Annotated in this window: 1 pseudogene; it reads left to right on the forward strand. The window is 65.1% G+C overall.

Going from position 1 to position 777, the window contains the following annotated elements:
- Positions 1-777: pseudogene (locus tag EOA60_RS35445) on the forward strand (caspase family protein); the annotation flags it as partial.

Consider the following 777-nt stretch of genomic DNA (forward strand, 5'->3'; position numbering starts at 1 on the left):
TCTCCGATGTCACCCGGTCGTTGGCCGGATTGCCGACGAAGGTAAACATCGTCGTGCTCGACGCGGCGCGGCCTGATGCCTTGCCCAAGATGAGCCAGCCCCTGGCCGGTGGTCTCGCGCTTGTCGATCCCGACCCGAACATGCTGATTGCGTTCAACGCGGCTCCGGGAACGGTCGCGCCGGAAGGCAAGGGCCCTTACGGCGCCTATGCCCAGGCGCTCGCCGAAATGATACGCGAGGGCGGGTTGTCGCTTGACGAGGTGTTCGACCGCACGCGGCTGCGCGTCAACGAGATGACGCAAGGCGCGTAAGTGCCGTGGCATGCCTCGAAGATCACCGCGCCTTTCGTCTTCTTCGACCGTGCCGCGGACGCGCCCGCGCCCAAGGTTTCGGAGGCCGAATCCCGCTCCAATCGGACCAGGGCGATCCAGGATTTCGACGCTCGAGACGCTTATATCGCGGCTCTCGACCGCGACACGATGCGCGGCTACGAGGATTTCCTCGTCGCCTATCCACACGATCCGATGGCTAAGCGCGTGCGCGCCATTGTCGCTGCGCGGCGCGAGGCGATCACCTGGCGCGAGACCTGGCTCGAGGACACGCCGGAAGCCTACTGGTCTTATCTGCGGCGCTATCCGCGTGGTCCGCATGCCTGGGACGCACGACGGCGGCTCGAACATTTCGACGCTGCCCTGGAGCCGCCGGAGGAGTTCACCGTCTATGAGTATGATTTGCCGCCGCCGCCGGAGGAGGAAATCATCTATATCGACCGTCCGG

Source organism: Mesorhizobium sp. M1A.F.Ca.IN.020.06.1.1, assembly GCF_004023265.1.
Taxonomy (GTDB): domain Bacteria; phylum Pseudomonadota; class Alphaproteobacteria; order Rhizobiales; family Rhizobiaceae; genus Mesorhizobium.